This window comes from Pleomorphomonas oryzae DSM 16300, from assembly GCF_000422965.1.
In the GTDB taxonomy this organism is placed as follows: Bacteria; Pseudomonadota; Alphaproteobacteria; order Rhizobiales; family Pleomorphomonadaceae; genus Pleomorphomonas; species Pleomorphomonas oryzae.
Genome location: NZ_AUHB01000009.1, coordinates 136,920 through 160,877, shown reverse-complemented (window position 1 = coordinate 160,877; position 23,958 = coordinate 136,920). Strand labels below are relative to the sequence as shown.

The 23,958-nt window shown below is 62.7% G+C and carries 21 protein-coding genes; 15 read left to right on the top strand and 6 right to left on the bottom strand.

Annotated features, from left to right (window positions below):
* Positions 1–60: 60 nt before the first annotated feature.
* The 8 genes from G522_RS0115795 (at position 61) to cimA (ending at position 8,155) form a co-directional block, all read left to right on the top strand.
* Positions 61–513 (top strand): DNA polymerase III subunit chi, encoded by a 453-nt coding sequence (locus G522_RS0115795; protein WP_026791879.1) that lies wholly within the window; start codon positions 61–63, stop codon positions 511–513.
* Between the two features lie 85 nt (positions 514–598).
* Positions 599–1,975 carry a glutamate--tRNA ligase gene (gene gltX / locus G522_RS0115790; protein ID WP_026791878.1) on the top strand — a complete coding sequence of 459 codons (1,377 nt, stop codon included), beginning with the start codon at positions 599–601 and terminating at the stop codon, positions 1,973–1,975.
* Positions 1,976–1,997: 22 nt separating this feature from the next.
* Positions 1,998–2,774: a GDSL-type esterase/lipase family protein gene (locus G522_RS29070; RefSeq protein ID WP_051228690.1), complete on the top strand. Its 777-nt coding sequence runs from the start codon at positions 1,998–2,000 to the stop codon at positions 2,772–2,774.
* An 88-nt stretch (positions 2,775–2,862) separates the two neighbouring features.
* Complete coding sequence (locus G522_RS0115780) at positions 2,863–3,384, top strand: CreA family protein (RefSeq protein WP_026791877.1); 522 nt, start codon at positions 2,863–2,865, stop codon at positions 3,382–3,384.
* A 279-nt stretch (positions 3,385–3,663) separates the two neighbouring features.
* On the top strand, positions 3,664–5,028 hold the full coding sequence (gene cysS, locus G522_RS0115775; protein ID WP_026791876.1) for a cysteine--tRNA ligase: 1,365 nt from the start codon (positions 3,664–3,666) through the stop codon (positions 5,026–5,028).
* Positions 5,029–5,056: 28 nt separating this feature from the next.
* Positions 5,057–5,536, top strand: coding sequence for a GFA family protein (locus tag G522_RS0115770; protein ID WP_026791875.1), 480 nt, complete (start codon positions 5,057–5,059; stop codon positions 5,534–5,536).
* Between the two features lie 3 nt (positions 5,537–5,539).
* Positions 5,540–6,490 carry a prolyl aminopeptidase gene (pip, locus tag G522_RS0115765; protein ID WP_026791874.1) on the top strand — a complete coding sequence of 317 codons (951 nt, stop codon included), beginning with the start codon at positions 5,540–5,542 and terminating at the stop codon, positions 6,488–6,490.
* Positions 6,491–6,550: 60 nt separating this feature from the next.
* A complete protein-coding gene (gene cimA, locus G522_RS0115760; protein WP_026791873.1) occupies positions 6,551–8,155 on the top strand; it encodes a citramalate synthase in 1,605 nt (534 codons plus the stop codon).
* 3 nt (positions 8,156–8,158) lie between these two features.
* On the opposite strand, the gene G522_RS27150 is transcribed toward cimA, so the two are convergent.
* The gene (locus tag G522_RS27150) at positions 8,159–8,758 is read right to left on the bottom strand and encodes an LOG family protein (protein WP_036839658.1); all 600 of its coding nucleotides are present in this window, start codon (positions 8,756–8,758) and stop codon (positions 8,159–8,161) included.
* A gap of 425 nt (positions 8,759–9,183) precedes the next feature.
* Here G522_RS27150 and G522_RS29065 point away from each other — a divergent pair, with 425 nt between their 5' ends.
* On the top strand, positions 9,184–10,797 hold the full coding sequence (locus G522_RS29065; protein WP_051228689.1) for a LysM peptidoglycan-binding domain-containing protein: 1,614 nt from the start codon (positions 9,184–9,186) through the stop codon (positions 10,795–10,797).
* Between the two features lie 123 nt (positions 10,798–10,920).
* Positions 10,921–12,840, top strand: a complete 1,920-nt coding sequence (locus tag G522_RS0115745) for an ABCB family ABC transporter ATP-binding protein/permease (RefSeq protein ID WP_051228688.1) — start codon at positions 10,921–10,923, stop codon at positions 12,838–12,840.
* Positions 12,841–12,842: 2 nt separating this feature from the next.
* On the opposite strand, the gene G522_RS27140 is transcribed toward G522_RS0115745, so the two are convergent.
* On the bottom strand, positions 12,843–13,055 hold the full coding sequence (locus G522_RS27140) for a hypothetical protein (protein ID WP_156886952.1): 213 nt from the start codon (positions 13,053–13,055) through the stop codon (positions 12,843–12,845).
* A 223-nt stretch (positions 13,056–13,278) separates the two neighbouring features.
* Between G522_RS27140 and G522_RS0115740 the strand changes: the two genes are divergently transcribed.
* Both G522_RS0115740 and G522_RS0115735 read left to right on the top strand, forming a co-directional pair.
* Positions 13,279–14,313, top strand: coding sequence for a YeiH family protein (locus tag G522_RS0115740; protein ID WP_036839599.1), 1,035 nt, complete (start codon positions 13,279–13,281; stop codon positions 14,311–14,313).
* 20 nt (positions 14,314–14,333) lie between these two features.
* Positions 14,334–15,248, top strand: a complete 915-nt coding sequence (locus G522_RS0115735) for a LysR family transcriptional regulator (RefSeq protein WP_026791870.1) — start codon at positions 14,334–14,336, stop codon at positions 15,246–15,248.
* Here the strand turns inward: G522_RS0115735 and G522_RS0115730 are convergent.
* Both G522_RS0115730 and G522_RS0115725 read right to left on the bottom strand, forming a co-directional pair.
* On the bottom strand, positions 15,238–15,438 hold the full coding sequence (locus G522_RS0115730; protein ID WP_026791869.1) for a hypothetical protein: 201 nt from the start codon (positions 15,436–15,438) through the stop codon (positions 15,238–15,240). The two genes, G522_RS0115735 and G522_RS0115730, sit on opposite strands and share 11 nt — an antisense overlap.
* A gap of 262 nt (positions 15,439–15,700) precedes the next feature.
* Positions 15,701–15,883, bottom strand: coding sequence for a hypothetical protein (locus G522_RS0115725; protein ID WP_026791868.1), 183 nt, complete (start codon positions 15,881–15,883; stop codon positions 15,701–15,703).
* 180 nt (positions 15,884–16,063) lie between these two features.
* Here G522_RS0115725 and G522_RS0115720 point away from each other — a divergent pair, with 180 nt between their 5' ends.
* Positions 16,064–16,498: a DUF1489 family protein gene (locus G522_RS0115720; protein ID WP_026791867.1), complete on the top strand. Its 435-nt coding sequence runs from the start codon at positions 16,064–16,066 to the stop codon at positions 16,496–16,498.
* 497 nt (positions 16,499–16,995) lie between these two features.
* Entirely contained in the window at positions 16,996–18,378 is a 1,383-nt protein-coding gene (locus tag G522_RS0115715; protein WP_026791866.1) for a class II 3-deoxy-7-phosphoheptulonate synthase, read from the top strand.
* A 78-nt stretch (positions 18,379–18,456) separates the two neighbouring features.
* Here the strand turns inward: G522_RS0115715 and G522_RS0115710 are convergent, their stop codons facing one another.
* Entirely contained in the window at positions 18,457–19,728 is a 1,272-nt protein-coding gene (locus G522_RS0115710; RefSeq protein WP_026791865.1) for an NAD(P)/FAD-dependent oxidoreductase, read from the bottom strand.
* 483 nt (positions 19,729–20,211) lie between these two features.
* Between G522_RS0115710 and eno the strand changes: the two genes are divergently transcribed.
* A complete protein-coding gene (gene eno / locus G522_RS0115705; protein ID WP_026791864.1) occupies positions 20,212–21,489 on the top strand; it encodes a phosphopyruvate hydratase in 1,278 nt (425 codons plus the stop codon).
* Positions 21,490–21,633: 144 nt separating this feature from the next.
* Here the strand turns inward: eno and G522_RS0115700 are convergent, their stop codons facing one another.
* Positions 21,634–23,685, bottom strand: coding sequence for a methyl-accepting chemotaxis protein (locus G522_RS0115700; RefSeq protein ID WP_084633215.1), 2,052 nt, complete (start codon positions 23,683–23,685; stop codon positions 21,634–21,636).
* Positions 23,686–23,958 lie beyond the last annotated feature (273 nt).

Genomic DNA, 23,958 nt, shown 5'->3' with positions numbered 1-23,958 from the left:
AGGTAACATGGTCGGCGCTCGCTGGCGCCGACCATCACTATTTATTGGGCGGCCTGATCGATGACCGAAGCGCTGTTTTATCATCTCGACGGCCAACCGCTCGAACGGGTTCTGCCGGTGTTGCTGCAGAAGTCGGTGGAACGCGGCTGGCGCGTGGTGGTGGAGGCGGGAACGCCTGAGCGACTCGCCGCCCTTGATAGCCATCTCTGGACTTTTGACGACGCCGCCTTCCTGCCGCACGGCACTGCGGCCGATGGCCATGCCGCTCTGCAGCCGGTTTATCTGGCGGCCGGTCCGGAGGTACCCAACGGCGCAACCGTCCGCTTTCTGGTTGACCGGGCTCCGCTGCCGGAGGACGCCGAACGGTACGAGCGTCTGGTGCTGATCTTCGATGGCACCGACGATGCGGCTCTCGCGGAAGCCCGCGCTGCCTGGAAAACGTTGAAAGGCCGCGAGCTCGAGGTCACTTACTGGCAACAGGACGGTGAGGGACGGTGGACACGCAAAGCATGAAGCGGGACCGATTGCGCCTTGCATCCATGGTCTCTCCGAAAAACTCCTCTGACATTCCCGCCCGGTCTCGGTTAGAACCACGATTATGAATACCGTCGTCCGCTTCGCGCCGTCCCCTACCGGCAATATCCACATCGGCAATGCCCGCCCGGCATTGTTCAACTGGCTGTTCGCGCTCAAGACGGGCGGCCAGTTCATTCTTCGCTTTGACGACACGGACCGTGCCCGATCCACCGAGGAGTTCGCGGCGAATATCGTCGCCGACCTCGCCTGGCTCGGCATCCGGCCGCATACCTCGTTCCGTCAGTCGGACCGGCTCGACCGCTACGCCGCTGCCAGGGACGATCTCATCGCCAAAGGGCGCCTCTACCCTTGCTATGAAACGGCGGAAGAATTGGAATATGGGCGCAAGCGCCGGTTGGCGCGCCATCTGCCGCCGATCTACGACCGGGCCGCGCTGAAGCTGACCGCCGACGACCGTGCCCGCCTTGAGGCGGAGGGGCGGCAGCCACACTGGCGCTTCCTGCTGCCCAATTTCGACAGCGATCCGCTGTCGCCGAGCCGCCACCTCGTGCATTGGCAGGACCTCTGCCGCGGCGAGGAGACGGTCGATCTCGCATCGCTGTCCGATCCGGTGCTGATCCGCGAAGATGGCACTTACCTCTACACGCTGACCTCGGTGGTCGACGACATCGACACCTCCGTCACCCACATCATCCGGGGCGGTGACCACATCACCAACACGGGCGTGCAGATCGCCCTGTTCGAGGCGCTGGGTGGCGCTGTTCCGATCTTCGCCCACCACAACCTTCTGACCGATGCCACCGGCGAAGGTTTCTCCAAGCGGACGGGATCGCTGTCGTTGCGCAATCTGCGCGCCGAGGGCTACGAGCCGGAGGCAGTGGCGTCGCTCGCCGTCAATGTCGGCACGTCGCACGCCGTCGAAAAGGTCGGCTCGCTGGCAGAACTCGCCAATGATTTCGATCTCGCGGCCGTTTCTCGCTCGTCAGCCAAGTTCGACCCCAACGAACTGAAGACCTTGAACGCTCATATCGTCCACGGTCTCGACTTCTCGACCGTGCGGAAGCGTCTGACCGATCTCGGCATCCCCGCCCATCCGGCGTTCTGGCAGGCGGTGAAGGGCAATTGCATGCGCATTGCCGATGCGGCCGACTGGTGGAAGTTGATTACCGGCCCGGTGACGCCGTTGGTTGATGAGGCAGACCGCGATTTCCTGGAAGCGGCACGCGATGTTCTGCCGCCAGAGCCTTGGACCGACGACAGTTTCCGCGAATGGACGTCGGCGCTGAAAGCCAAGACCGGCCGCAAGGGCCGCGATCTGTTCTTGCCGCTGCGCAAGGCGCTGACCGGCCTCGATCATGGGCCGGAATTGGCGCCGTTGTTGCCGCTGATCGGCGCCAAGGCGGTGCGCGAGCGCCTTTCCGCCGCGGTGGGGCGCTGAAACCAACTCATCAGGAGGGGTGATGCGACTGTGGACTGGTTTCGCCGTTGCCGTCGCTCTCCTGGTGGGCCTGGTTGGGGCGGGTGAAGGGCGGGCTGAACAGGCTTCCTGTGACCCGCTCGCCATCGATCTCACACTGACGCCGCAACGGACGCCCAATTACCCGAGCCTCAAGGAAACGCTGAGCGTGCAGGCGGCTCGTCCGGCGCGAGCCGACGTAGTCATGCTCGGCGACTCCCTGTTGGCCGGTTGGAGCACCGATCTGCCGGCGGCATTTCCGGCGACTGCCATCTACGACTTTGCCGTGGGCGGCGACCGGGTGCCGAACGTCCTCTGGCGGCTCGAAAAGACCGATCTGTCGCATCTTCGGCCGGAGGCCGCCGTGTTGCTGATCGGTACCAACGATCTTGCGGGCGGCACGCCGGCCTGTGCGGTGACGATCGGCATTGAAAACATCGTTGGACGGTTGCGCAGCCTATGGCCTGAAGCAAGGATATTCGTGCTGACCATTCCGCCGCGAGGCGCCGATTTCCATGTCCTCGACGCTGGCAGGCTGGAGGTAAACCGTGGCATTGGCGCGTTGGCCGATCGCATCGATGGCGTACACGCCGTCTCCATTGACGACGATGCCTTCACGTGCGGCCAGTATGGCAAGCGGCCGAGTGCCGATGGCCAGCGCCTGTCCTGCGACAACTACGTCGAGGACAATCTCCATTTCTCGACAAAGGGCTACGTGGAACTCGCCCGGATTCTCCGGCAAGCGACAATTCACACCCTCGGCAAAAATCTGTTCCAGTAAGAGACCTTGGCCCGGGACAATGTACGCCTATATGTCCGGCATGCGGCCGGCACTGATCTCGGCCTGCCAAAGCCGGGGGTGTCCTGAAATGCGTGATGTCGTGAAGTCGCTCTTCGGCCTGATGGCCCTGGGTCTAGCCGTCCTCGCCCCTTCGATAGCCTCAGCGTCCGACGATCCGGACCTGATCTTCAAGCGATCGACGGTCTGGCATTTCCTGACGCCCGATCACAAGCTGGCCGTCTATGCCATTGACGACCCGGTGGTGGAGGGTGTCGCCTGTCATTTTACGTTGCCGGAGAAAGGCGGCGTCTCGGGCATGCTCGGCCTTGCCGAGGAAACGTCCGATATCTCGCTCGCCTGCCGACAGGTCGGTCCGATCAGCTTCAAGGACAAGTTCGAGCAGGGCGAGGATATGTATCGCCAGAGCCGTTCGCTGTTCTTCAAGAAGATGCAGATCGTTCGCGGCTGCGATGCGAAGCGTAACGTGCTTGTCTATCTCGTCTATTCCGACAAGCTGATCGAAGGCAGCCCAAAGAATTCGACCTCCACCGTGCCCATCATGCCCTGGGGGAATGCGCCGGCATTGAAGTGCGGCGATTGGCTGAAGTAAGCCAAGGCAAACGCCCATGCAAAGAGCCGCCGTCCGTCACCCGCGGGCGGCGTTTTTTTATGGCTTCCCTTGACGGCGAACGGCGTTTCACGGCATATCGGCGGCCATGTTCCGGGACGCGCGCATCACCATTACCGCTAGCATTATTTGTGGCTGAGCTTCACGCCGGCCGCGGACGTCCCCGTCACGATCTTTCCGAAGACCAGAACGGATGATGGGTTTCCCCGGTCGGCCCGGCGATGACGTATTTTGCGTTCCATGGCGAGGGGAGACGGGCTTTTGGCACTCAGGCTCTACAACACGCTGACGCGTGGCAAGGACGATTTCGTTCCCATCGATGCCGGCAACGTCCGCATGTACGTTTGCGGACCCACCGTCTACGACTTCGCCCATATCGGCAACGCCCGGCCGGTGATCGTCTTCGACGTGCTCTTCCGCTTGCTGCGCCATTTCTATGGCGAGGCGCACGTCACCTACGTGCGCAACATCACCGACGTCGATGACAAGATCAACGCTCGTGCCGTCCGCGACTATCCCGGCGTGCCGCCCGTTGAGGCGATCCGCGACCTGACCGAGAAGACCTACGCCCAGTTCGAGCAGGACGTGACCGAACTCGGCTGCCTCAAGCCGACGGTGACGCCGCGCGCCACCGAGCATATCGCCGAGATGATCGCCATCATCGAGCGGCTGATCGCCGGTGGTTTCGCCTATGTTGCCGAGGGACACGCGCTGTTCAACGTGCCGGCCATGCCCGACTACGGCAAGCTCGCGCGACGGTCGCTCGACGACATGATGGCCGGTGCCCGCGTCGAGGTTGCGCCCTACAAGCGCGATCCGATGGACTTCGTTCTGTGGAAGCCATCCTCGGACAACGAGCCGGGCTGGGACAGCCCATGGGGCAGGGGGCGCCCCGGCTGGCACATCGAGTGCTCGGCGATGAGCTGGAAGCACCTCGGCGAGACCTTCGACATCCATGGCGGCGGCATCGATCTGGTTTTCCCGCATCATGAAAACGAAGTTGCCCAGTCTCGCTGCGCCTTCCACAAGGACGTGATGGCCAACATCTTCATGCACAACGGCTTCCTGCAAGTCGAAGGCGAGAAGATGTCCAAATCGCTCGGCAACTTCTTCACCATCCGCGAACTGCTGGACGATTGGCCCGGCGAGGTGCTGCGCTTCAACATGCTGAAGACGCACTACCGCCAGCCGATCGACTTCACCCTGAAGGGTCTCGAGGACGGCTGGAAAACGCTCGACGAGTGGTACGCCATCGCCGCCGACGTGGCGCCCGGCCAACCTTCCGAGGGAGTGATCGAAGCCCTCAGCGATGATCTCAACACGGCCAAGGCGATCGCCGAGCTGCATGCCGTCAAGGGCGATGCGGCGACCCTGTCGGCATCGCTGAGGCTCCTCGGCTTCCTGGGCGAGAGCGCATCGGCTTGGGCGTCGCGTCGCCCGGCGGCTGATATCGATGAGAGCAAGGTGAAGGCGCTGATCGCCGCCCGTCTCGACGCGCGTAAGGCAAGGAACTTCGCCGAGAGCGATCGTATCCGCGACGAGCTCGCCGCCATGGGGGTGGTGCTGAAAGATACGAAGAACAAGGAAACCGGCGAAATCGAAACCAGCTGGGAAGTGAAGAGATAGGTCACCCAAAGCTTCGGGAGGAATCGCCATGACCATTCTGACCGGCGGTTGCCAGTGCGGGGCCATCCGCTTTGCCTGCGATGGCGACAAAGTCTCGTCCGTCTCGATCTGTCATTGCCGGATGTGCCAGAAGGCCGTCGGCAACTATTTCGCCCCCTTCGTCGCCTTCAATGCGGGAGGCGTCAGTTGGACGCGAGGGAGTCGCAAGCTCTATCGCTCGTCCAACCATGTCTCGCGCGCCTTCTGCGCTGATTGCGGTACGCCGCTAACCTACGAGGCCGATGGCTACGAGCCGTCGATTGCCGCCGGCTCTTTCGACAATCCCGTCGTGCTGCCGCCGACTGTTCAATATGGAGTCGAGGCCGAACTCCCCTTTGTGGCAGATCTGCCGTCGTTGAAGCGCGTCCGGACCGACGAAGGCTTCGAAGGCGCCGAGTTCTTGAACGACGTGGTTTCCTACCAACATCCCGACCATGACACCTCCGTCTGGCCGCTGCCGAAAGCCTGAACGATGACCGAATTGCGCAGCTACTATCCCGAGATCGAGCCGTTTGAGACCGGCATGCTCGACGTCGGCGATGGTCATCAGATTTACTGGGAGCGGGTCGGCCGAAAGGGCGGCAAGCCGGCTATCTTCCTGCATGGCGGCCCGGGCGGCGGCTGCTCGCCCAATCAGCGGCGCTGCTTCGACCCCGCGAAATACGACGTTATCCTGTTCGACCAACGCGGCTGCGGACGTTCGACGCCGCATGCGTCGATCGAAGCCAACACCACCTGGCATCTGGTCGAGGACATCGAGCGCCTGCGCAAGATGATCGGCGTCGACAAGTGGTTGGTATTTGGCGGATCCTGGGGCTCGACGCTGGCGCTTGCCTATGCCGAGACGCATCCCGAACGCGTCACCGAGCTGGTGCTGCGCGGCATTTTCGGCCTGCGCGATTTCGAGCTGAAGTGGTTCTATCAGTATGGCGCTTCGTTGATCCATCCCGAGAAATTCGAGCCGTTCCGCGAGCATATTCCCGAGGCTGAGCGAGGCGATCTGATCGCCGCCTATCGCCGCCGGCTGATCTCCGATGACAGGGCGACCAGGCTTGCCGCCGCCCGTGTCTGGTCGTTGTGGGAAGGCTCGACGCTGACTCTATTTCCCAACGACGAAGTGACCTCCGGCTTTGTCGACGACGAGTTTGCCTTGGCCTTCGCCCGGATCGAGAACCACTATTTCGTGCATGAAGGATGGATGCGGCCCGGCCAGTTGTTCGAGGACGCCGGTCGACTGAAGGCAATTCCGGGTGTCATCGTCCATGGCCGCTACGATATGTGTACGCCGCTGCAGAATGCCTGGGACCTCCACAAGGCTTGGCCCGAGGCAGACCTTCGCATCGTCGAAGGGGCGGGGCATTCGCTGGTCGAGCCAGGATTGCTGCACGAGTTGATCTCGGCGACCGACCGCTTCGCGGAGTGAATTGACCAGACTTGAAGGCGAGCGGTTGCCGCTCGCCAATTCCCAAACGAGTTTCCGACCATGACGGACAAGGCCCGCCTCTATCTCTACGATACGACGTTGCGTGACGGCGCCCAGACTTCGGGAATCGACTTCTCTGTCGAGGAGAAGATCATCGTCGCGCAGCTCATTGAGGAGCTGGGCTTTTCCTACATCGAGGGCGGCTATCCCGGTGCCAACCCGACCGACGATGCCTTCTTTGCCGAGAAGCGCACGAAGAAGGCGCGTTTTGCCGCCTTTGGCATGACCAAGCGCCCCGGCGTGTCGCTCTCCAACGATCCCGGCGTCGCCGCGCTGCTCGCGGCCCCGGTCGATGCGGTAACGTTCGTCGCCAAATCCTGGGACTATCATGTCGATGTCGCCTTGAAGACGACGCTCGAAGATAATCTCGACTGCATTCGTCAGTCGGTCGAGGCGGCGGTGAAGGCAGGTCGCGAAGCCATCGTCGACTGTGAGCATTTCTTCGACGGCTACAAGGCCAATCCCCAGTATGCGCTCGCCTGCGCGAAGACCGCCTTCGATGCAGGTGCCCGCTGGGTGGTGCTGTGCGACACCAACGGCGGCTCCATGCCGCACGAGGTGACAGAGATCGTATCGGCCGTTGCCAAGGTGGTGCCGGGCGACCAGTTGGGCATCCATGCTCATGACGACACCGGGCAGGCTGTGGCCAACTCGCTTGCGGCCATCCGCGCCGGCGTTCGTCAGGTGCAGGGTACGCTCAACGGCATCGGCGAGCGTTGCGGCAACGCCAACCTCGCCACCATCCTGCCGACGCTGGTACTGAAGGACGAATTTGCTGGCCTTTATGATACCGGCGTGACGCCCGGGCAGTTGAAGACCTTGACGCAAGTGTCGAGAGCCTTTGATGAAATCATCAACCGTGCTCCCAATCGCCATGCACCCTATGTCGGCCTGTCGGCCTTTGCTACCAAGGCCGGTATCCATGCCTCGGCCATCCTGAAAGATCCGCGCACTTACGAGCATGTCAGCCCCGACAGCGTCGGCAACCGGCGGCGCCTGCTGGTGTCGGATCAGGCTGGTCGTTCGAACCTGTTCGCCGAGCTCGACCGGCTCGGCGTCATCTATGCAAAGGACGATCGTCGGCTCACCGGCCTACTTTCCGAGCTCAAGGAGCGTGAGGCGCGCGGCTATTCCTACGAAGCCGCCGATGCGTCTTTTGAATTGCTGGCGCTGCGCCACCTCGGCGGCGTGCCGCATTTCTATGACGTCATCTCCTACCGCACCATGGTGGAGAGCCGCGTCAACGCCCTCGGCGAGCGCGTGGTCGTCACCGAGGCGGTGGTGAAGGTGAAGGTCGACGACGAGATCCTGATGTCGGTCGCCGAGGGCAACGGCCCGGTCAACGCTCTCGACCAGGCGCTGCGCAAGGACATCGGCAAGTACCAGGCCGAGATCGCCGCCCTGGAGCTGGTGGACTATAAGGTGCGCATCCTCAACGGCGGCACCGGCGCCGTGACGCGCGTGCTGATCGAAAGCCTCGATCGGGCGACTGGTCGCCGCTGGTCGACGGTGGGCGTCTCGGCCAATATCGTCGAGGCATCGTTCGAAGCTCTCGACGACTCCATCACCTACAAGCTTCTCAAGAACGGCCACGCCGGTTCTTGAGAACTACATTTTGGCGATGGTCTCCACGTCGCCCGCGATCTCGCCATTTTCCCCTGCGGCAGCAAGAACGGTCGGCAAAATGTCAGCCGCGGTTCGAGCCACCTGGTAACGCACCTCGAAGCCTTCGCGGATGAAGGCTTCGCGGTTCATGTGATGGATCACTTCTACGAGCGGCTGCCAGAAACCGCCGATGTCGGCCAGCACGATTGGCTTCTTGTGCCGGCCGAGCTGGGCCCAGGTCAGCTGCTCGACCACTTCCTCCAGCGTGCCGATGCCGCCGGGCAATGTCACAAAAGCGTCGGCCGCCTCAAACATCATGCGCTTGCGCGTATGCATGTCGGGCACGACGTGGAGTTCGTCGACACCGTCGAGCATCCGCTCCCGGCTCACCAGAAATTCAGGAATGATGCCGGTCACCTTGCCACCGGCGGCCATGACGGCGCGGGCGGTGGTGCCCATCAGGCCAACGTTGCCACCGCCGTAGACGAGACGGATGCCATGCGCGGCCATGTCGGTGCCGAGCCGCTCCGCAGCAGCCACATATTCGGGATTGCGGCCATTTGCCGAGCCACAGAAAACACAAATGCTGTTGATTTTGGTCATGCTCGCGTTGTCGCATCGCCGCGTCTCGGCCGTCAAGCGGCCGGCATCAGAGAAGATCCCGTCGATAGGGACGGCCACGTGCAACCGACAACCGCCGAAACTGCTGGAAAGTGCGGCTTTCTTGCATCGGTTCCTCTGAAATCTGCTTTAGCCTTTTTGCGGTCTGGAACCTGTAAAGAGCCGCACTTGTGAGCCTAACCATTTGTGTATACAGCATGAATAACACCGCGAGGGGACGATCCGGCATGACCCTTGCAGAAGAGACGCCTTAATGGTGGCTCAAATCATTGTGTTCGATCAGTTGCGACTCGGTGGATCATCCTGGTGTGACTGTCGATGGTGACGGATCGACCGGTAGGCGGCATTCGGCGAATTTGTCGATGCGACTCTTTTGTCGGCGAATCCGACGGGGGCGTGGACGGGTGATGAATAAGAGACTTCGTACAATTCTGATCGGCACTGTCGGCGTGATCGTCGTTCTTCTGGCTGGCTTGTTCTCCGGTGCGCTCGACAGCGTGCTGCGTCAGCTCAATGTCCATGTCGCAGGTCACCCGGCGTCTGTCGCCGACAAGGTCGCCTCGACGGATGTCGTGGCGACGCCGGCTCCCGTCAAGACCGATGCCGCTCAGGCTGTCCCCGCCGCCGAGACGGTCGTCCCGATTTTCGATCTCGTCCGCGTCGAGCCGACAGGCGACGCCGTCATCGCCGGGCGCAGCGCCCCGGACGCCAAGGTCGAAATCCTCTCCGGTAAGGATGTCGTCGCTGGCGGCAAGGCCAACGACACCGGCTCCTGGGCCATTGTTCTTGCCGATCCGCTGAAGCCCGGTGCCCATGACCTGTCGGTGCGCGCCACCGGCAAGGATGGCAAGGTCGCGACCTCCGAACAATCGGTTGCCGTGTCGGTGCCGGAGGGCGGGAATGGCGATGTCCTGGTGGTGCTGAATCAGCCTGGCTCGCCGTCGACCGTTTTGCAGGTTCCAGGCCTCCAAGAGGCACAGGCCAAGCTGGCCGATGCTGGTGTCGACCCCGCTCAGGTCGCCGAGGCCACGCCGGCCGTCGTTCCTGCGGCGTCCAAGGCAGCCCCTGCACCTGCGGTCACACCCGAGCCGCCGGTATCCGCTAGTGCCACTGCGACGGCGATCGCCGGCAACGCGACGACACCGGCGACAACTGCCGAGCCTGCGCAAGCTGCGATGACGACCGAACCTGCTGCTTCGCCGGCTGCCGCCGTTCCGGCCACCGTTGCCATTCCTGCTCCGCCGGCCGATATGCAAGCCGCAGCGGCCGCGACACCCGCTCTGGCGCCGACCGCGCAAGCCGCGCCGGCGCCAGTTGCCGAAAAGCCTGCCGCGCCGGTGGCTGAAACGCCGGCCGCTCCGGCTCCTGCAACCGCCACCCCTGCTCAACCCACCCCGGCTCAAGCGACCCCGGCCCAGGCAACTCCGGCAGCCCCCGCTGCAGATTCTTCTGCCGCGCCTAAGGCCGAGCCGGCCGCCGCGCCGGCGCCGACCGTTACCATCGACGCCGTCGAGCTTGAGAACGGTAAGCACTTCTATGCTGCCGGCTCTGCCCAGAATGGCGCTGTTGTCCGCCTCTACGTCGATGACAAGGAAGTTGGCGATACCAAGGCCGATAAGGGGCGCTGGCTCTATCAGGGCGATGTCCAGCTCGCGCCGGGCAAGCACCTGGTGCGCATTGACCAGATTGGCGCCAACGGCACCGTTCTGGCCCGCGCCGAGGTTCCCTTCGAAATTGCCGAGGATGGCCTGTCGGCCCCGACGCTCGCGTCCGGCGTGGGGTCTGCCCAGGCCGGTGCCGGCTCGGCCGGCGAAGCCAAGCCCGCTGAACCGACGACGCTGATCATTCATCGCGGCGACAATCTCTGGATGATCGCCAAGCGTCTTTACGGCAAAGGCATCCGCTACTCGACGATCTATCAGGCCAACACCGATCAGATCCGCAATCCGGACCTGATTTACCCCGGTCAGGTGTTCGTGGTCCCCGAGGGCGACTCCGCCTGGAAGCCTGTGGGACAGTAACATTACCGCCATCGTGGGCGCCGACCATGGCACACGGTGGAAAAAGAGACTATCTGAATGACGGCAAGCCGCCCGGCGCGTTCGCGTCGGGCGGTTTTTTGAGCAACGTTTTTCCGGTGGACCATGAGCCAAGTCGATCCCCACGCTAGTGGTAAGGCCCAAATCCGCGGCGACAAGTCGCTGTGGACGACACTTATCCAGCTCTGGCCCTTCATGTGGCCGGAGGGGCGCCCCGATCTCCGGATGCGCGTCGTACTGTCCATGGCGGCCTTGGTGCTGGCCAAGGTGATCACCGTCCTGGTGCCGTACCTCTACGCTTTCGCCACCGACGCGCTGGCCCCCAAGACGAATGTGCCCGAGCCGACGCTGATGTGGCTCAGCTTCCCGGTGGCCATGGTGGTCGCCTATAACGTCGGCCGCATTTTACTCAACGGCTTCAATAATCTGCGCGACGCCCTGTTCTCCGACGTCAGCCAGTACGCCGTCCGCCGTCTCGCCAATCTCACCTTCACTCACATGCACCGCCTGTCGCTGCGCTTTCATTTGCAGCGGCGCACCGGCGGTCTGACGCGCGTCATTGACCGCGGCGTCAAAGGCATCGAGTCGATCGTTCGCTTCACCATTCTCAACGCCATGCCGACGGTGCTGGAATTTGCTCTGTCGGCCGTCGTCATCGTGGTGAATTTCGGTGTGAGCTACCTGCTGGTGATCGGCATCACCATCTGGCTCTACGTCTGGTTCTCGATCCGCTATTCGGACAAGCGCATCGCCATCCGCCGCCGCATGAACGACAGCGACAATGACGCCAATACCAAGTCGGTCGACAGTCTCCTGAATTTCGAGACGGTCAAGTATTTCGGCAACGAGAAGATGGAAGCGGCTCGCTTCGATGTCGCCATGGAGCGCTACGAGGCAGCCGCCAACGAGACCTGGTACTCGCTATCCTGGCTCAACATGGGGCAGGCGGTGATCTTCACCGTCGGCGTTGCCTTGTGCATGGTGATGTCGGCGCATGAAGTGGTGGCAGGTACCCAGACGCTCGGCGACTTCGTGCTGCTCAATACGCTGCTGATGCAGCTTGGTATTCCGCTCAATTTCATCGGCTTCATGTATCGCGAGATCCGTCAGGGCGTCACTGACCTCGAGCAGATGTTCGATCTCCTGTCCCAGCCGGCGGAGATCGTCGATGCGCCGAACGCCAGCTTGCTGAGCGTGCAGGGCGGTTCGGTGCGCTTCGAGGATGTGCACTTTTCCTATGATCCCGACCGCCAGATCCTCAAGGGCATCACCTTCGAGATCCCGGCCGGCAAGACCGTAGCCGTGGTCGGCCCCTCGGGTGCCGGCAAGTCGACGCTGTCGCGCCTGCTGTTCCGCTTCTACGACGTCACCTCCGGCCGCGTCACCATCGACGGCCAGGACATTCGCGACGTCACCCAGGAGTCCTTGCGGGCGGCTATCGGCATGGTGCCGCAGGACACCGTGCTGTTCAACGACAGCATCTTCTATAACATCCGCTATGGCCGGCCGGAGGCCTCCGCCGATGAGGTGCGTGAGGCGGCGCGGCAGGCGCGCATCGCCCAATTCGTCGAGGGGCTGCCGAACGGTTACGAGACGCCGGTCGGCGAGCGTGGCCTCAAACTTTCCGGTGGCGAGAAGCAGCGTGTCGCCATCGCCCGCACGATCCTGAAATCGCCGCCGATCCTGATCCTGGACGAGGCGACCTCGGCGCTCGATACCAATACCGAGCGCGAGATCCAAGCCGAGCTCGACCGCGTCGCCGAGGGGCGCACCACCATGGTGATCGCTCACCGGCTGTCGACGGTGGTCAATGCCGACGAGATCATCGTTCTTGAGAAGGGGCGCATTGCCGAGCGTGGCTCGCATGCCGAGCTGATCGACAAGGGCGGCCTCTACGCCACCATGTGGGCGCGTCAGCGCGAGGCCGACGAGGCGGAGGCGCGGCTGGCCCGCGTCAAGGCGGAGGACGACCTCGGCATTCTCGGCCCTGGCAGCAAGACCGAGCGGGCCGACCAGCCTGTTTGACGTCACTCGCCATAGCTGGCGGCCATGGCGCGGGGGCAGCCATAGGCTGTTCGCCCGCCACGACCGATGCCTTGCCAACCTGCGGGGACGGCGCTTGTTGCCGGGCCAAACGTTGCGAATGCCCTATATGGCATCGCCATCGCCCAGTGGCCGAGTGATGGAAACGCAGCCAGCATCAGGATCGTGACTGCGATGCCTGCGAGAAAACCCTTCATGATTGAAATCCCCCATTCGTCTGACGGAGCCAGCATAGGTCCGGCGAAGTCCGAGGATTCAACGGAAGCGGTCGCAATCTGTATGAAAGAGTATCAACACGGAACGACCGTTTTCGAAACCGTTCGATCGAAGCGAACGGTTCGTGCAAGACAATGCGTTGGTTTGCACTGAACGCTTGAGCCATAGGAAATCCATCACATTGGATGCCTATGTCAGAGCAAAATGTTCCAACAATCTCTCGAGACGTCGAAACCAATTCTCATTCTCAATTTGCGAGGCGCTGCTGCCCGTGCGCTGCCAGGTATCGGTGCCTGCGCCGCGATCGCCGGTCTCGCCTACGGTTTCCGCACGCTGCCCGGCGTGCACGATTTCAGCCCGATGATCATCGCCATCGCCTTGGGTATCCTGATCCGCAACACCGTCGGAACGCATGGGGCGCTCACGGCCGGCATCGGCTTTTCGATGCGCCGGCTGCTGCGGCTGGCGATCATTTTGCTCGGCGTGCAGCTGACCTTTGGGCAGGTGGCTGAGACCGGCGTGCGCGGCGTTGCCATCATCCTCGCCGCTGTCGGAGCCACCTTCCTGTTCACGCTGGCCATCGGCCGGCTCATCGGGGCAGATCCGCGCCTCACCCGCCTCATTGCAGCGGGAACGTCGATTTGCGGCGCCTCGGCGGTTGCCGCCGCCAATTCGGTGGTCGATGCTCACGACGAGGACGTTGCCTACGCGGTCGCCTGCGTCACCGTGTTCGGCTCCATCGCCATGTTCGCCTATCCGCTGTTGCAGGGCGTCCTCGATCTGGCGCCGCGCGACTACGGTCTCTGGGCGGGCTCGTCGATCCATGAAATCGCTCAGGTGGTGGCGGCGACGTTCGCGGTTGGTCGCGAAGCTGGCGACTTTGGCACCGTCGCCAAGCTGACCCGCGTCATGACGCTGGCGCCGATGGTCTTCGCCATGGCCGCTTTCCTGCCGTCGCTCGGCGAAACGAGCTCGGAGCGGCCGAAGGCGCCGCTGCCCTGGTTTGTGCTCGGCTTCATCGCGCTCGTCGCCGTCAACAGCATCGTCAGCATTCCCAGCGCGTTCAAGGCGGACACCAGCGTGGTCAGCACCTTCCTTCTGACCATGGCGCTCGCCGCTATGGGGCTGGAGACCAGCATTGCCAAACTCAAGGCAAAAGGTCTGAAACCAGCGCTCACCGGTGCGCTGGCCAGCCTTTTCATTGCCAGCCTGAGCCTGATGTTGATAAGGCTGACCTGATCCCTCGGGCTCCTGCAGTCATGACCCTCGAACAGCTTCGCATTTTCATCGCCGTCGCCGATCGCGAACACGTCACCCAGGCCGCCCACGACCTGCATCTGACGCAGTCGGCGGTCAGCTCGGCGATCACTGCTCTCGAAGGCCGCTATGCAATCAAGCTGTTCGATCGCATCGGCCGCCGCATTGCGCTGACCGATGCCGGCCGTACCTTTCTGGAAGAGGCGAGGGCGATTCTCATTCGGGCTACTGACGGCGAGGCGGTGCTGTCGGACCTCGCCGATTTCCGCCGTGGCGAATTGGCGATCGCTGCCAGCCAGACCATCGGTACCTATTGGATCCCGCGTGTCGTCCAGGCCTTTAAAGCCAGTTACCCAGGCATCCACGTAACCCTGGAACTCGGCAATACGGAGTTCGTCGCCGATCGGCTGCGCGACGGCGCGGCACTCGTCGGTTTCGTCGAGGGCCCGGTAGACGAGCCGAGCCTTGCCATCGACCGCCTGTTCGATGACGAGCTGATGCTGGTGACGGCGCCTGCCGATCCGTGGCTCGGTGCCGGCGGCAGTATGGCGGAACGGCTCAAGGCCGCACGCTGGGTTCTGCGGGAAAAGGGATCGGGTACGCGCGTTGCGCTCGAGCAGGTGCTCGCCCACTACGATCTGTCGGCCGCCGATGTCGATGTGGCGCTGGAATTACCCTCGAACGAGACGGTTCGCACCGCCGTTGAGGCGGGGGCGGGCATGACCGTTCTATCGCGCATGGTCGCTGGCCCCGCGCTGGTCGCCGGCTCGCTGGTGCAAGTGGAAACGCCGCTGCCCGGCCGCAGTTTTCACGCGCTCAGACATCGCGAGCGCTATTTCGGCCGGGCTGCGGCCGCCTTTGTCGACCTCGTGCGACCGGGACCTTTCGGTCCGGCGCCAGAAAGCCCTACACGCTGACGTCCACCAGCAGGCCGAGGCCTTTGCCGACGGCGGCCGGTAGCGGTTTTGCCGCGGCGGGTTGGAGATTCATCGCCTTGTCGTCGCGGTCGCCGTCGGGCTCGCGTTCGGACGGCTTGGTCTCCACGCTGGCGGCGGGGCGCAGGGCGGTGGAGATCGGGTTGCTCTGGGTGGCGCTGCCAATGTTCATTGTTGGCCTCCTAGCACAGCTGGCAGTTAGTCCTCTGTAGACTGCCACTTGCAAGTATGACGCGCCCCGCGAACGGCGTTAAGCGGGAAAAATAGAAAAACATCAATGGCTTGTCGAATACGCAAAGGCCGGGTTAACGCACTCGCGAAATCGGGCTGCACCACGCTTTTTTCAGTTACTCCAATAGTCGTGGAGCGCGCACAAAAAATGCGCGCCCGCAAAAGCTGGGCGCGCATCAATCCGGGACGTGGACAGCGACCCGTTACGCAAGCATGTCGAGACTCTGGCCGACACCGGCAGCAACAGATGCTTTTGCCGGGGCGGCCGCCGCCCCGATATCGTCCGCATCACCATCGCGGTCGGGGCCGGGTGCCTCGGCTGCCTCGTTCGACCGAGGCGTGACGAGAGCCGGCGTCGGCCGGTAGCTCACGGAAGAGACGTTCATACGATACCTCCAAACGGGCGAAACCAAGGGAGGTGACAGATTCGCCCATCGGCAGCTTGCTTCAGCCAACCTGTCGAACATCTGTCGGTCGCCTGGGTTTGCCTCGCTCGCGATGACTTGTATCGCTTGGGACGGCGCACCATGATAGGCGGAACGGATCCGGGTCTTTGGAAATCAGCAATGCCGCTTCACATCATCAAGCTCTGCGTCGGTGTCGAGACAGTCGAGGAACTCGACCAATGGTATCGCGAGGAGGTGCTTGTTCATGCTGCCCGTGGCCAGTCATATGAGCGTATCCATGTCACCCGGATGTTCCCCAAGCGGGTCGACGAAGTCCTCGACGGCGGTTCGCTCTATTGGGTGATCAAGGGCATCGTGCAGGTGCGGCAGTCCATTCTCGAACTGCGCCCCATCCGGGGAAGCGACGGCATCGAACGCTGCGGCATCGTGCTCGATCCGGAGCTCCACCGCACCGAATACAAGCCCTGCCGCGCCTTCCAGGGCTGGCGTTATCTCCCCGCCAAGGAAGCACCGGCGGACATCCGCCAGTCCGAGATTGATGGCGATATTCCCGAGGGCATGCGGCGAGCGCTGAGAGAACTGGCGCTGATTTGACGCTCCCTTGGTAGGGCTCTGCGTGATTTTACTTGACGTGATCGGCGGGCGATGGTTTTTGTCCGCCAACCTTGCTTCGGCAGTTTCTGCGGAAGCGCCCCGTCGGACGATATCCATGTTGCGCGCTCAGCACATTCGGACATCCTTGATCGCCCCGCTTTCGCGGGCCGCGGTTCCGGCTTTTTACGGCTTTATGGGCTTTTATGCGTGGCATGCCGCTTCGGCGTGGCCGGTTCCGCAGCTGTCTGACTGACAGGCCCAGCGCGAGAACGAGCCCCGCCGAAAGGCGGGGTTTTTGCATTTGCGGCTCCGTGGCCGCCCGCCTCCGGCCCTGGTGCCGGACCTGGTGAAACGGAACCGCCGCCTTCCGCACCGTCCCGTTGCGCGTCGCGCATTGGTGGTGGTGTCTCACCGGCGCCTCATGTACAAGGCGCCAAATACGGACTGCTCCGCGGCGGTTTCCGCGGGGCGACGCATCGAAGAAGAAGAGCCGCGTCATGCCCACCACCTGGAAGCCCGACTCCTGGCGTGCCCTGCCCATCGAGCAGGTGCCCGACTATCCCGACATGGCGGCGCTCGCCGCCGTCGAGGCACGTCTCGCGAGCTATCCGCCGCTGGTTTTTGCCGGTGAGGCGCGCAAGCTCAAGAAGTCGCTCGCCAAGGTGGCCGCCGGTGAAGCCTTTCTACTGCAAGGCGGCGATTGTGCCGAGAGCTTCGCCGAGCATGGCGCCGACAATATCCGCGACTTCTTCCGCGTCTTCCTGCAGATGGCGGTGGTGCTGACCTATGGCGCCGCCCAGCCGGTGGTGAAGGTCGGCCGTATCGCCGGCCAGTTCGCCAAGCCGCGCTCCAAGTCGACCGAGACCATCGATGGTGTCGAGCTGCCGTCCTACCGGGGCGACATCATCAACGGCATGGATTTCACATCGGAATCGCGTATTCCCGATCCGCAGCGCCAGGAGATGGCTTATCGCCAGTCGGCGGCGACGCTGAACCTGCTGCGCGCCTTCGCCAGCGGCGGTTACGCCAACCTCGACAACGTCCACAAGTGGACGCTCGGCTTCGTCAAGGGCACGCAATCGTCGCGCTATCAGGAATATGCCGATCGCATCACCGAGAGCCTCGCCTTCATGCGGGCCTGCGGCATTCATCCCGAAAGCGTCTCGGAGATGCGGACGACCGATTTCTACACCAGCCATGAGGCGCTGCTGCTCGGCTACGAGCAGGCGCTGACCCGCGTCGATTCGACCACGGGCGACTGGTACGCCACGTCTGGCCACATGATCTGGGTTGGCGACCGCACCCGCCAGCCGGGCCATGCGCATATCGAATACTGCCGGGGCATCAAGAACCCGATCGGCCTCAAGTGCGGCCCGTCGCTGGTGCCGGATGAGCTGATCCGCCTGATCGATACGCTGAACCCGGACAACGAGCCGGGCCGGCTGACGCTGATCACCCGCTACGGTGCCGACAAGGTGGGCGACTACCTGCCGGCGCTCGTCCGCGCGGTGCAGCGCGAGGGGCGGTCGGTGGTCTGGTCCTGCGACCCGATGCACGGCAACACCATCACGCTCAACTCCTACAAGACGCGGCCGTTCGACCGTATCCTGAAGGAGGTCGGCGCCTTCTTCGACGTGCACGCCGCTGAAGGTACCCATCCCGGCGGCATCCACGTCGAGATGACCGGCCGCGATGTCACCGAGTGCACCGGTGGCGCCGTCGCCATTTCCGGTGAGCAACTGTCGGATCGCTACCACAGCCACTGCGATCCGCGCCTCAACGCCGATCAGGCGCTGGAGCTGGCCTTCCTCGTTGCCGAGCGCGTCAAGAAGACGCGCGATGGGCGCGAGCCCGTGGAGTGGGCGATCGCCGGCGAGTAAGCCTCGCAGGGACTGAATGAAGCAAAGGCGCTCCGAGAGGGGCGCCTTTCTCTTTTGGTGGAGACGACGACCGGCGGCTCAGCGGCCGTTTTCGTCCTTCAGCGTTTCCTTCTGGGTGATCAGGCGGGCCGAGTGCTGGCCGGACATGAAGATCCACAGCCAGCTCCAGGCCACGGCAAAGCGGCTGCGGGTGCCGATCAGGAAGTAGATGTGGGCAATGCCCCACATCCACCAGGCGATGGCGCCCTTGAGCTTGATCCAGCCAAAGTCGACCACGGCGCGGCTGCGGCCGATGGTGGCGAGATTGCCCTGGTGGCGATAGACGAACGGTCCCGGTGATGGTCTGCCGCTCAGGCGACTGCGAATGACTTTGGCAACATGCGCGCCCTGCTGTTTGGCAGCCGGTGCGACGCCGGGAACCGGCTTTCCTTCCTGCGTCGTCACCGAAGCCGTGTCACCGATGACGAAGATGTCCGGCGCGCCGGGTACGCTAAGGTCGGGCTCGACGATGGCCCGGCCGGCACGGTCGGCCGGCGCACCCAGCCATTCGGCGGCGCGTGATGCCTGCACCCCGGCCGCCCAGAGCACCGTCTTTGCCGGCACGAATTCCTCGCCGATGCGAACGCCTTCGGCCGAAATGTCGGTCACCGGCACGCCGGTGCGTACGGTGACGCCGAGCTCGCCGAGGGCCTTTGCGCCGTAGTCCGACATGTCCGGCGTGAACACCGGCAGGATGCGCGGCCCCGCCTCGATCAGCAGGATACGGGCGCTGCGCGTGTCAATCGATCGGAACTCATCGACCAGCGTCCTGTGAGCGAGTTCGGCGATGATGCCGGCCAGTTCCACGCCGGTCGGCCCGCCACCGATGATGGCGAAGGTGAGCAGCGCTTGCCGCTTCTCGGGATCGGTCTCCAGTTCGGCCCGCTCGAAGGCCAAGAGCACGCGGCGACGGATGGTGGTCGCGTCCTCCAGCGTCTTGAGGCCGGGCGCAAAGGCCTCCCACTCGTCGTGGCCGAAATAGGCATGGCGGGCACCGGTGGCCAACACCAGCGTGTCATAGGGAATGGCGCTGCCGTCCCGCAGCAGCACGGTCTTGGCCGCGCGATCGACGCCCGTAACGTGACCGAGCATCGTCTTCACCTCCGGCCGGTCGCGAAACAGCCGACGGATCGGCCAGGCGATTTCCGAGGTGGCCAACAGCGTCGTCGCCACCTGATAAAGGAGGGGCTGGAACAAGTGATGATTCCGTCGATCGATCAGCGTGATGTCGACCGGCGCACCTTTGAGATCGAGCGCCAGTTGCAGTCCCGCAAACCCGGCTCCGACGACGACGACACGATGGTTGGCCATGAAGGGCTCCAATTTCCGGTGACGATGATCTCCCGGCACTGCCACGAGAGTCCCAGCATGGCGAGCGGCACTTCGAGGTCAAGAAACATCGCCTTCAACCTATTGTAAGTTCGGCTGAAAACCGGCGAAAGACCGCTGAATAGCTCAGTGAAACGATATTTGGCACGCATGGTCGAGACCAAAGTCTTAGCGCGACCCCCGAGCCTCTGTTCGTTCGACGGACGACTGACGTCAGTTCCGCCGTTTCGTGGGGCTCTTCTCCCGAATTTCCGGCAGTTTCCTCTTTTCTTCGCGCTGCGAAAAGCGTCTTCTGCCCATGCTCGGACAAGTCGATTCGAACCGCCGATAAACGGTTCACCTAAACCAATTACAATCTTGACATCCGTGCCAGTTCGCATCTTTGCAGCGTCACACTGACGGTCTATAGAACGCTCGGGTTCTCTAAGGAATTCGACCCCAATCCAACTGGGAGTGCATCGCACAATGACAGCCATCATCGATATCGTCGGTCGCCAGATTTTCGACAGCCGCGGCAACCCCACCGTCGAAGTCGACGTCGTTCTGGAAGACGGCTCCTTCGGCCGCGCCGCCGTTCCGTCGGGCGCCTCCACCGGTGCCCACGAGGCGGTCGAGCTGCGTGATGGCGGCTCCCGTTATCTCGGCAAGGGCGTGACCAAGGCCGTCGCCGCCGTCAACGACGAGATCTACAAGGCGATCGCCGGCATGGATGCCGAAGATCTCCTGGCCGTCGACAAGGCCATGATCGAGCTCGACGGCACCCCGAACAAGGCTCGCCTCGGCGCCAACGCCATCCTCGGCGTGTCGCTCGCCGTTGCCAAGGCCGCCGCTGAGGCCGCCGGCCTGCCGCTCTACCGCTACGTCGGTGGCCCGAACGCCCACATCCTGCCGGTTCCGATGATGAACATCGTCAACGGCGGCGTTCATGCCGACAACCCGATCGACTTCCAGGAATTCATGATCCTGCCGGTCGGCGCCGACTCCATCGCCGATGCCGTTCGTATCGGCACCGAGGTGTTCCACACCCTGAAGTCGGGCCTCAAGAAGGCCGGCCACAACACCAACGTCGGTGACGAGGGCGGCTTCGCTCCGAACCTCGGCTCGGCTGTTGAGGCTCTGGACTTCATCGTCGCCTCGATCGAGAAGGCCGGCTTCAAGGCTGGCAAGGACGTCTACCTCGGCCTCGACTGCGCCTCGACCGAGTTCTTCAAGGACGGCAAGTACCACTACGAAGGCGAAGGCAAGGTCCGCTCGATCGACGAGCAGGTCGAGTATCTCGCCAAGCTGGCCGCCGACTACCCGATCATCACCATCGAAGACGGCATGTCGGAAGACGACTGGGCCGGCTGGAAGAAGCTGACCGACAAGATCGGCAGCAAGGTTCAGCTGGTTGGCGACGACCTGTTCGTCACCAACACCAAGCGCCTCGTCCAGGGCATCAAGGCCGGTACGGCCAACTCGATCCTGGTCAAGGTCAACCAGATCGGCTCGCTGTCCGAGACCCTCGACGCCGTCGAGACCGCCCACAAGGCCGGTTACACCGCCGTCATGAGCCACCGCTCTGGCGAAACGGAAGACTCGACGATCGCCGACCTCGCGGTTGCCACCAACTGCGGTCAGATCAAGACCGGCTCGCTGGCCCGTTCGGACAGAATCGCCAAGTACAACCAGCTTATCCGCATCGAGGAAGAGCTGGGCAGCCAGGCCAAGTACGCCGGCCGCAGCGTCGTCAAGGGCGCCTGATCGAAAAAGCATGATGCCGGAATGTCTCAGACATTTTGGATGAACATCGTGCTTGGCCGAAGGGCCTCGCGAATATGAGAAAAGGCCTGGAGCAATCCAGGCCTTTTTGTATGTCCTCAATCAGCATTCAAGCGCTGGCCGGTATTAGGCGGCCGTTGTGGCGAGCGGATCGGCCTTTTCCATGGCGTCGTTGATGATCTTGGGCACGTCGTTTCGTAGTGAATGGGACGAGTGCTCGATCGTCTCGGTTACCTTGGCAACATCCGCCGATAGCGCATAGGTGCTTTCGACGGCGGTGTTGATGGCACCGATCCGGTTTCCGACGTCGGCGACAGCCATTTGTGCTTCGCGTAGCGTTGCCGAGAAATCGGCAACGGTCGCCCGTTGTTGGTCAACGCGCTCCCGCATGCTGTTGGTTGTGTCGCCCAGCGTCTCCACCGTCTCGCCGGCGTCGCGTAGTGCCTCGGCAACGCGGCGACTGGTGTCCTGGATTTCCGTGATCTTGGTCGTAACCTCGAGGGTGGATTTTTCCGTCTGCGACGCCAAAATTTTCACCTCGCCAGCGACGACAGCAAAACCTCGTCCAAGTTCACCGGCGCGTGCCGACTCGATGGTGGCATTGAGGGCAAGAAGATTGGTCTGCTTGGCAATCGTTGCGATTGTCGCGGCGATCTGGTCGATGTCAGCAGCAGCCCGCGATAAATCGTCAACCGCCGACCGGGCGGCCTTCATCGACGACAGTGCCGATCGGCCGACATCGGCGCTCCGGTGCACGTCGTCGGATATGCCGTTGATGGCGATGATAACCTGATCCGACAGGCTGGCCGCATTCTCGTTGAGGGTCCGCGAGCGCTGTGCCGCACTGGCGATCTGTTGCGAGGCAACTCGGACGTCGCCGATCACTTGTGTCATGCCCGCGGTGCGCGCGTGCAGCGTTTCCGTCCCGCCGATGATGCGGTCGAGGCCGGAACCGGTCGACAGTTCTACCTCTGCGGCCATCTTGCGCAGGATAGCCCGCTTCTGGGTCGCTTCGCTGAGTCTCTCCTCGCTGCGATGGCGTTCGATTTCGGAAAGCTCGTTGGCCTGCTCCTCAAGTCGACGCCGAAGATCGTGTTCGCTTGCCTCGGCACGAGCCCGATTGCGGCGGATCAGCGTCCAGATGATGCCAACCACCAACATGCCGACGACGTTCGCGGTGAGGCCGAACCACAGCTTGCTCTTGATGTTGCCGACTTCAGTGCTGGCATCGAATTCGGCGTCGGGAATACCGACCCACAAAACCCAAGGATGCTCAATGTCGGCGGTGGACACCGGCAGGGCGAAGGAGGCGATCAGCGACGGATCGGCGACACCTTTCTTGACAAAGGCGAGCGACGCTTCGGCCTGTCCAGGTGTCTTCGACAGGGCGACATAGCCATAGCTTGGATTGACCAGGGCGAAATGAGCATCAGGCAGCATCGCCCGGATGACATTGGAGAGGATCACCGTCGACACGGCGCCCTTGGCTTTCATGTCCTTGCCATAGATTGGTACGGAAAACACCAGTCCCGACCGCCCCTTGTCGTCGCTCGCCGAGGTCATTTGCGAATTGTCGCAGGTGATGACCTCGGGACCGGCCTGCAATGGCACCGCCATATCGGAAATGGCTGCCAGATCCGGATGAAGCGTTTCGAACGTCTGGATCTGCTTGACGATCAGGGCGTATTCTTCGTCCTCTTCCTCCGGCACGCCGGCAACAGCGGTGGAGGTCGTCGTCTGAGCCTCGGCCTTCTGGCTACCGTCGGCGATAAGTTCGTCCAGCATCAGGGCCGGAACCTGTTTTTTGCCTGTCGCCGGGTCGATGCTGTCCGGATTGAACGGTCCTGGGATGAGATAGACCTCCGAAACGGCGATGCTACTGGCAAGGTTGTTGTAGATCTGCTGGATCGACGCCAGGGCATCGTCGCTGACTGCCGCGCCGCTTGGGGTCAAATGCCGGACACTGGGCAGAAAGCTGATGGTCCTCAGATTGCGGTAGATTTCGCCGATATGTTCGCCAATTCGCTCCTGGAAGGGTTCGGCATTGGCTTGAACCGCAGTGCGATAGGACGTTTTGGCGACAGCCAGATCGCTTCGCTCTTTCTGAAGCAGGAACATGGATATAGCGATGCCGCCAACCAGAATAAGCGCATACCCCGCTAGCGTAGTTCTATTCATGCTCGGTTCCTATTTCGCACAGAACTCGGTATGTCGCACGAAAAACTTAAATAATAATAATTACAAGAGGATATTACGTAGTATTATATTAGGTGTCGTAACTAACTGCGCGAATATGAGCGTAGATGTAAAATTTAACTAGGTATAAATCGGTAAATTAAACCTCCTGAAGCGGAGTCCGTTGTCTGAATCGTCTTGTTGCCATGACGACCTGCCGGAGCGAGCCGGTCGGCAGATGCCGCTGATCCCTGGGTTTCGATCAGACCGGCGCAT

Excerpts from the sequence above, each read along its gene's own strand:
- G522_RS0115795 (WP_026791879.1), top strand. The coding sequence starts at position 61 with ATGACCGAAGCGCTGTTTTATCATCTCGACGGCCAACCGCTCGAACGG.
- gltX (WP_026791878.1), top strand. The coding sequence starts at position 599 with ATGAATACCGTCGTCCGCTTCGCGCCGTCCCCTACCGGCAATATCCAC.
- G522_RS29070 (WP_051228690.1), top strand. The coding sequence starts at position 1,998 with ATGCGACTGTGGACTGGTTTCGCCGTTGCCGTCGCTCTCCTGGTGGGC.
- G522_RS0115780 (WP_026791877.1), top strand. The coding sequence starts at position 2,863 with ATGCGTGATGTCGTGAAGTCGCTCTTCGGCCTGATGGCCCTGGGTCTA.
- G522_RS0115770 (WP_026791875.1), top strand. The coding sequence starts at position 5,057 with ATGACCATTCTGACCGGCGGTTGCCAGTGCGGGGCCATCCGCTTTGCC.
- pip (WP_026791874.1), top strand. The coding sequence starts at position 5,540 with ATGACCGAATTGCGCAGCTACTATCCCGAGATCGAGCCGTTTGAGACC.
- cimA (WP_026791873.1), top strand. The coding sequence starts at position 6,551 with ATGACGGACAAGGCCCGCCTCTATCTCTACGATACGACGTTGCGTGAC.
- G522_RS27150 (WP_036839658.1), bottom strand. The coding sequence starts at position 8,758 with ATGACCAAAATCAACAGCATTTGTGTTTTCTGTGGCTCGGCAAATGGC.
- G522_RS29065 (WP_051228689.1), top strand. The coding sequence starts at position 9,184 with ATGAATAAGAGACTTCGTACAATTCTGATCGGCACTGTCGGCGTGATC.
- G522_RS0115745 (WP_051228688.1), top strand. The coding sequence starts at position 10,921 with ATGAGCCAAGTCGATCCCCACGCTAGTGGTAAGGCCCAAATCCGCGGC.
- G522_RS27140 (WP_156886952.1), bottom strand. The coding sequence starts at position 13,055 with ATGAAGGGTTTTCTCGCAGGCATCGCAGTCACGATCCTGATGCTGGCT.
- G522_RS0115740 (WP_036839599.1), top strand. The coding sequence starts at position 13,279 with ATGTTCCAACAATCTCTCGAGACGTCGAAACCAATTCTCATTCTCAAT.
- G522_RS0115735 (WP_026791870.1), top strand. The coding sequence starts at position 14,334 with ATGACCCTCGAACAGCTTCGCATTTTCATCGCCGTCGCCGATCGCGAA.
- G522_RS0115730 (WP_026791869.1), bottom strand. The coding sequence starts at position 15,438 with ATGAACATTGGCAGCGCCACCCAGAGCAACCCGATCTCCACCGCCCTG.
- G522_RS0115725 (WP_026791868.1), bottom strand. The coding sequence starts at position 15,883 with ATGAACGTCTCTTCCGTGAGCTACCGGCCGACGCCGGCTCTCGTCACG.
- G522_RS0115720 (WP_026791867.1), top strand. The coding sequence starts at position 16,064 with ATGCCGCTTCACATCATCAAGCTCTGCGTCGGTGTCGAGACAGTCGAG.
- G522_RS0115715 (WP_026791866.1), top strand. The coding sequence starts at position 16,996 with ATGCCCACCACCTGGAAGCCCGACTCCTGGCGTGCCCTGCCCATCGAG.
- G522_RS0115710 (WP_026791865.1), bottom strand. The coding sequence starts at position 19,728 with ATGGCCAACCATCGTGTCGTCGTCGTCGGAGCCGGGTTTGCGGGACTG.
- eno (WP_026791864.1), top strand. The coding sequence starts at position 20,212 with ATGACAGCCATCATCGATATCGTCGGTCGCCAGATTTTCGACAGCCGC.
- G522_RS0115700 (WP_084633215.1), bottom strand. The coding sequence starts at position 23,685 with ATGAATAGAACTACGCTAGCGGGGTATGCGCTTATTCTGGTTGGCGGC.